General features: G+C 47.0%; 6 protein-coding genes. 2 read left to right on the top strand and 4 right to left on the bottom strand.

Features of this window, described 5'->3' with window-relative positions:
• Positions 1-334: 334 nt before the first annotated feature.
• The 3 genes from ACR2PX_RS04255 to psrA all read right to left on the bottom strand — a co-directional run bounded on the left by ACR2PX_RS04255 (position 335) and on the right by psrA (position 3,690).
• Positions 335-1,492 (bottom strand): aromatic ring-hydroxylating oxygenase subunit alpha, encoded by a 1,158-nt coding sequence (locus ACR2PX_RS04255; RefSeq protein ID WP_433998122.1) that lies wholly within the window; start codon positions 1,490-1,492, stop codon positions 335-337.
• 182 nt (positions 1,493-1,674) lie between these two features.
• A complete protein-coding gene (gene phnX / locus ACR2PX_RS04250; protein WP_433998121.1) occupies positions 1,675-2,484 on the bottom strand; it encodes a phosphonoacetaldehyde hydrolase in 810 nt (269 codons plus the stop codon).
• A 93-nt stretch (positions 2,485-2,577) separates the two neighbouring features.
• Positions 2,578-3,690, bottom strand: a complete 1,113-nt coding sequence (gene psrA / locus ACR2PX_RS04245) for an iron-containing alcohol dehydrogenase PsrA (protein ID WP_433998120.1) — start codon at positions 3,688-3,690, stop codon at positions 2,578-2,580.
• A gap of 142 nt (positions 3,691-3,832) precedes the next feature.
• Between psrA and ACR2PX_RS04240 the strand changes: the two genes are divergently transcribed.
• On the top strand, positions 3,833-4,705 hold the full coding sequence (locus ACR2PX_RS04240; protein WP_433998119.1) for a LysR substrate-binding domain-containing protein: 873 nt from the start codon (positions 3,833-3,835) through the stop codon (positions 4,703-4,705).
• 6 nt (positions 4,706-4,711) lie between these two features.
• Here ACR2PX_RS04240 and ACR2PX_RS04235 read toward each other — a convergent pair whose 3' ends face one another.
• Positions 4,712-5,683: a hypothetical protein gene (locus tag ACR2PX_RS04235; protein ID WP_433998118.1), complete on the bottom strand. Its 972-nt coding sequence runs from the start codon at positions 5,681-5,683 to the stop codon at positions 4,712-4,714.
• Positions 5,684-5,886: 203 nt separating this feature from the next.
• Here ACR2PX_RS04235 and ACR2PX_RS04230 point away from each other — a divergent pair.
• Positions 5,887-6,286, top strand: a 400-nt coding sequence (locus ACR2PX_RS04230) for a hypothetical protein (RefSeq protein ID WP_433998117.1), incomplete at its 3' end; no start/stop codon positions are given.

Here is a 6,286-nt window from a genome sequence, read left to right as displayed (position 1 = left end):
CCGGTTTGAGACAGTTTTTATGATTATTTGAGGCGAATAGCGAGCTATTCAACGAAAAGAATCATAAAAAATGGCCAAATCCGGCTTTTTCGCAGTAGGTCAGTGGTAAGTCCGACAGGCTCCTAGGTTTCAATAGCGTATTTGGCATGGCTTACGGCTGGAGTCCTCTGGAGCTGGCGATTGGTGGCAGCTATGCACTCTTGCGGATAGGGGTCAGTCTTGTGGGTGGCAGAATTCACCCCAGGCTTGGAGCTATTTAAAAACAACATTGTCAGGGGACCATCGAAATGGTTGCCCCTGAGATGCTTCATACGCTTTCTGAAAGGACCAAACTTCAGACTTCTGTCAAAGCCAAACGTTCAGGCGCTTTGTTGTTTTTGTAAACTTCATCAGGCTGAACATTGAACAGCTTCATGGCCAGAAACTGATGGAAGTCCACCACGATTCTTTCCAGATCCACCAGCTGTCCACCCGTGGCTGTTGAAGTTGTCATGCCCTTTTGGGCCCGCTCACAGATAAATTTGTCTTCCGCAAAAAAGTCATCCACAAACTTTTTAACCGTTCCCTTCGGGGCAGAAATCCCTCTGCCAACACCGCCTCCTCTAATATAACTTCGGCCCGGGCCTTCAGGCAGAACGGCAATGTATCCGAACAGGCCATCCGATGAGATCACACCCACAAATGAGGGGGGCAGAGAAACCAGAATGTAATGATCATTGCCTTTAGGCGTTCCGTAAAACCAGTTTAACCACTTAGGCATAGGGCTATGGGTTTCGCCTGCGGTTACACTCCATTTAGCATTCCCTTCAATATAAAAGGCACCTTTGGTAGGCGTAACTACTTCCAGTGTTGGCTTATGAACCTTGAAGAGGTGATAGCTTTCCATGGCATTTTCCATGGCCAGCTTCCAGTTGGTGTCCCAATGATCGGACTCATTTTCATAACCACTGTCGAACTCACCCACCTTGTTGTATTGAACATACTGCTCAATACCAGCCAGACGATCTTCCAGCGGTTCAGCCTTTCCATCAATGTTGACAAAAACCAGTCCATTCCAGACGGACAGAGCAAATTTTGGCAGGCAGTGTGCTTTTTTATCGATCTTCACATCACCGGGAAAAGGTACCCCTCTAAGAGCTCCGTCTTCGGTGTAGTTCCATGAATGATAGGGGCAAACCAGATTGTTGTTTCCTGAACTGAATCCGTCATCGGCCAAAAGCGTTCCCCGGTGACGGCAGGCATTAGACAGTGCTCGAAGCTCACCGTCTTTGCCCCGAATGATCACAACGGGCTCACCCGCCAGATTGAAAGCAAACTTATCACCAGGCTTCTTGAGAGCAAATTCATTGCAGGCAAACACCCAGTCGCCATGAAAAATACGCTTTCTCTCCAGTTCATAGATCTCGGGACTGGTATAGGCTGAATAAGGCAACGCTGATGCTTCACCTGCTGAGCCAACCGCTTTTTGTTTCAATTCTATGAGCAGATCCATCTTGCGACCTCACCTTCAGTAGCAATTATTATTGTTCTTTACGGAACATGATTGTTCCATTTTAACAAAAATTCAAGTGCTTACATCCGTTTTTACAAACCATCGATGCAGTGCAGGGAGCTATTCCAGAACAAGAAAGCCCGGCAAAGCCGGGCTTGAAAGAACAGAACTAAAGCCGAGAGTCAGGGGCGTTCGCCGTTAGCAAGACGGATATTAATCTCTTTTACTACAGCAGGAAGGTCAGCCACTGAAGCAATCACGTAGTGAGCACCCGCTGCTTTCATCCTGGCTTCAGCAGGCTCACGACGCTCGGCCACTTCCGCTTCTGTCATGGCTTTGTATTCTGCTTCGGTAGCCCCGAACTCGTTTCCAGAAACAGACAGCCCGACGGTCCACATACCGGCATTCAAGCCTTCAGCAATACCTGAAGTAGCATCGTCTACCTTGATACAGGTAGCCACATCAGTAATAGCCAGCTCAATCACATTTTGAAGTGCCATCCAGGGACCTGGTCGTGAACCTGCAGCCAGATCATCACTGGCGACGACTGCATCTGGCTTATAGCCTTTTTCAGCGGCAGCCGGAATCAAAGCTTCCATAACTGGCCTTGGATAACCAGAACAGGAACCAATTTTGATCCCTTCAGCTTTCAAACCATTCACCGTATCCAGTGCGCCTTCAATAGGATCAGCAAACAGTTTGACCCGTTCAATCTGCAGAGGAAGAAAAGTCTGATAAATCTTTTGAGCATCTTCTTCAGTGAAACTGCAACCAAACTGATCCTGCCAGCGCTGGGCTATTTCCTGAGTCGCGCCCAGCGTACGAATATGCTCGATCTTGCCCAATCCCATAGGGCCTCGGGCTTCTTCCAACGTAATGTCAAAATCATAGGAGCGACGAAAAGCATCCACAAAGATCTGGGTAGGAGCAAAGGAACCAAAATCCACAATAGTGCCAGCCCAGTCAAAGATTACAGCCTGTACCTGTTTCATGTTTTACCTCTAACGCTATTTTGCTAATAAATAGAATTTGTTTTGCATTTCGTCCGGACTCTCAAATATGTTTTGATCTTAGTTCCGGATTGATCAGGTTACATAACGGGCCAGCAGAGCTTCTTTGCGACCAATAAAATTCTTGCCACGTTCACCGGCCAGCGCACTGGTTAACAGTCTCTGCCAGTCTTGAGCGTCGTATTGATAATCGGAAGGTTGCACCTTGACGCCAAAGCCTTGCAGCCAGCTTTCGAGCTGGTTACTGCCTGCCGCCAGATCACTGCCAAATATGGCTTTCAAAGCCCGATCACAGGCTTCACTTTCACCCGCCACTGAGCGCATTACCTGAGGCAATGTGAAAGAGCAGGCGATGCCATGAGGCGTTCCGCGACGCAAAGTCACTTCGTAAGAAATATTGTGAGCGATGGATGTTTTGGTATTCGAGAAAGCCAACCCGGCTTTCAGGGACGCCTCCATCATGCGATTGCGGAGGTCTGCATTATTCAGATCGCAAGTCAGAGCTGGCAGAACATCAATAATGGTCCGGGCAGCATCCACCGCATAAGTAGACGAAACAGGGTTACTGTTTTTATTCCAGATACTTTCCAGAGCGTGAGAAAGAGCGTGAGAAAGAGCGTCCAGCCCTGTACATACTGTCAGAAACTCAGGCAGTTCATGGGTCAGAGAAGGATCGCAAAGTGCCACCTGGGGATACAAACGTGGGTCTGCCAGAGAATACTTTCGCTCATGAGCACTGTCCCAGACCGTGGCCCAGCATGTCACCTCACTACCAGTACCGGCAGTGGTAGGCACAGCAATGATGGGAGTGCATACCAGTTCTTCCCGACCGGATCCCTGGGTTAACAACTGGTAAACCCGGTCAAAATCTTCACCCGCAGCTGCCAATACTTTGGCTGTATCAATCACCGAACCGCCGCCCAATGCGACCAGTACATCCGGTTGCACTGGCAGCTCAGACAACTGCAGGCACAGCGGCAGTAAATCTTTAACATCAGGATTGGGAACAATCTGGTTCAACACCGCAACAGGCTTTCCACATTGGGAAATCACCTGATCAGCCAAGGCTGAAAACCAGGGTTCATCGTAGGTCAGCAGGGCGTAGTTCTGCCCATCCAGCAGTTCAGGCAACCTGGATAAGACACCTTCACCAAAATGGATATTGACCGGATTTGAGAAGCTCCACATATCGAGTAGCTCTGTATGGTTTCGATAATTCGGAGTCTAGGGAGGGTTTATGACAGTTCAATGATACAAAAATACTATTTTAATATTTTCATCATATAAAAAACCTATATTACTGACAGACACTCTAATCTATATCGGTTTTATGAAATTCAGCCAGTTAAGATCCTTTCATGCAGTAGCCACCACCGGCAGTTTTACTGAGGCTTCACGCAAACTGCATATCAGCCAGCCCACCATCACGGCTCAGGTCAAAGAGCTGGAAAATCATTACAACGTCCAGCTGTTCAGACGCAGGAGAAGCAAGAATCAGCTAACAGAAACAGGGCAGGCCCTGCTGCAGGTTTCAAGAATGATGCTGGAACTGGAGCGCAAGGCTAAAGAAATTCTGACCCATGAAGGTAAGCTGGTGAGTGGTACGCTTAGAGTGGGCGCGGTAGCTCCATTTTATCTGATGGAGATTCTTGCCGTCTTCAACGAGCAATACCCTGGTATAAAGGTGGTGGTTGAAACCGGCGGCTCAGACTTCATTACAGAGAAAGTTCTCAAGGGTGAACTGGATGTCGGCATGATTGCCTATCTGGAACCTGATAAACGACTGACTACTCTCAAATACCGGGAGCAGGGATTGATTTTGATGGTTCCAAGCAACAGTCCGCTGGCAAGGCGCACAGAAATAAAACTGAGTGACCTGGACGGTGTCCGACTGATTTACCGTGAACCCGGTTCATCCACACGAAAGCTCTATGAACAGGCCATTCATCAACATCAGGTTAAACCCAAAGTCGTGATGGAAATCAGTAGCCGGGAAGGAGTGCGTGAAGCCGTTGCTCAAGGTCTGGGAGCTGCATTCGTCGCTTCAGGTGAATATCAGCCTCATGAAAACATCTGTGCAATACACATCAGTGATATGAAATTGATGTCGAACTCTTATGTTATTTGTGCCAATGCTCAGAAGGATACGCCGATAACTCGAGCATTTTTAGAGGCCGCCCTACTTTCTACCGATAGTGCTTAGACAACACTATCGATGGTCGCTGGAGAGATGCAACAACTCTCCCTCCTCTATCGTTTTTAAAGCGGTGTGATCTAATAATTCAGCAGCAGCGGGCTTCTTTCTCGTAGCTTCTTTTTCCAGAAGACGGGCCTCTTCCTTCATAAAGGCTTTTTCAGCTGCTTTCATTTTTTCAGAAAAACCCGAAATAGCTGAAATTTCAGGTTTTCGAAGCCAGTGACTCACATCATTTACCATCAACGCCGCTTCTTCATCATCTGGCATTTTTGCCTGCTTGATTGCCTGTAACAGTAATTGAGACTCCTCCTCAAGAGAAATATTCATAGAAATCGCCTCCAGTGCATTGAAAACTGTCACCAGAAGTCGAACATTGACTTTATGGTTTTGATCAGCTCTCTCCAGGGCACTGATTTTGATTCGTCCATCTCTCTGCACATAAAGAAAATCTACAGCCCTGGCTTCGCTGTGATCCAGCCCTAATTGATCTAAAGCGGCTACAGCTTCCAACATTTGTTTGGCTAAAACTCTAAAGGACCTGTCATCCTTAATGTTTCTGATTAATCCATTTCTATGCTTTAAATCAGCATCAGCCCACTGGGTTATAAGAACACCTGTCCCCCCGAAATCAAATACCTCTCTAAGTTGAATCACTTCAGGACAACCCTCAGCAAGCTGTAGGTTCTGAACGTCATAGGGAAACTGAAGTAAACCCAGTCCTCCGGATTTATCAACAACCTTTATGGCCCACTGAGTTTTATCTTTTTTATCTACGCCGCTGTAAATTGAAGAGTATTCCCCACTATCAACATAGCTCTGAACATCATACTTTTTCAGGAAGAGACTTTGCTCTAACAGTTGTTTATTACAGCGATAAGTAAAGCATCGGAAGTTCGAAGGCCTCCATTCAACGACTCCAGGCCTAACCTCGGTGAATGGCTGTAAAAGTGTCTTTGTTAAAGAATCGGACTGAGTAGCATCCATTCCAGAAATCTCCTGAGAGCCGGTATCACAAGTTAGACCTCCTGTTTCTCTATCTGTTCTACCATTCTGTAACTATTGGGTCAGCTAAAGTAACCATCCAAGATTTCAAAATATAAGTCGGGAACCTGGTCTATCCTCTGCGGTGCTTGAATACCGGGTCAATAGACAGAGTAATACCTATTTTTCACACAGCATGGGCAGGTTTGGGCATGTCACTCACGCGGCGAGAGTTGATTCAAAAAATCCTTATCTTTAGCAGCTTAAGTGCTATCCAAGCCCAACTATTAGCTACCGAATTGAAGTCTATGTTCCATCTTCCAAAGGTACACAGTATTGATGATTTGCGAGATCTGGCAAAAGTCAATTTAACCAGTGGTGTGTTTGACTACATAGAAGGCTGTCCTGCTGATTGCCTGACCAAAAAAGCAAACAGTGACGATTTTCGCTCCATTCGGCTCAAACCGGCCGCTCTTCCTGGTATCAAGGTAGGCCGCTTCGCGGCGACTTTTTGCCCAGTGCAGCCCTCCAACCTATGGGAAATACCCGTCATTTTCTTTTGTCTATCCTTACTGACTTTGATCCCGAGAACAGCAAAGGATAGAG

The sequence above is a fragment of the Endozoicomonas sp. genome, assembly GCF_051008435.1.
Lineage (GTDB): Bacteria > Pseudomonadota > Gammaproteobacteria > Pseudomonadales > Endozoicomonadaceae > Endozoicomonas_A.
Note: the sequence above shows the minus strand (reverse complement) of the source record. Positions and strands in the feature narration are given on the sequence as shown.

What these genes read in the sequence shown, in the direction of transcription:
- ACR2PX_RS04255 (WP_433998122.1), bottom strand. Translation starts at nt 1,492, where the DNA reads ATGGATCTGCTCATAGAATTGAAACAAAAAGCGGTTGGCTCAGCAGGT.
- phnX (WP_433998121.1), bottom strand. Translation starts at nt 2,484, where the DNA reads ATGAAACAGGTACAGGCTGTAATCTTTGACTGGGCTGGCACTATTGTG.
- psrA (WP_433998120.1), bottom strand. Translation starts at nt 3,690, where the DNA reads ATGTGGAGCTTCTCAAATCCGGTCAATATCCATTTTGGTGAAGGTGTC.
- ACR2PX_RS04240 (WP_433998119.1), top strand. Translation starts at nt 3,833, where the DNA reads ATGAAATTCAGCCAGTTAAGATCCTTTCATGCAGTAGCCACCACCGGC.
- ACR2PX_RS04235 (WP_433998118.1), bottom strand. Translation starts at nt 5,683, where the DNA reads ATGGATGCTACTCAGTCCGATTCTTTAACAAAGACACTTTTACAGCCA.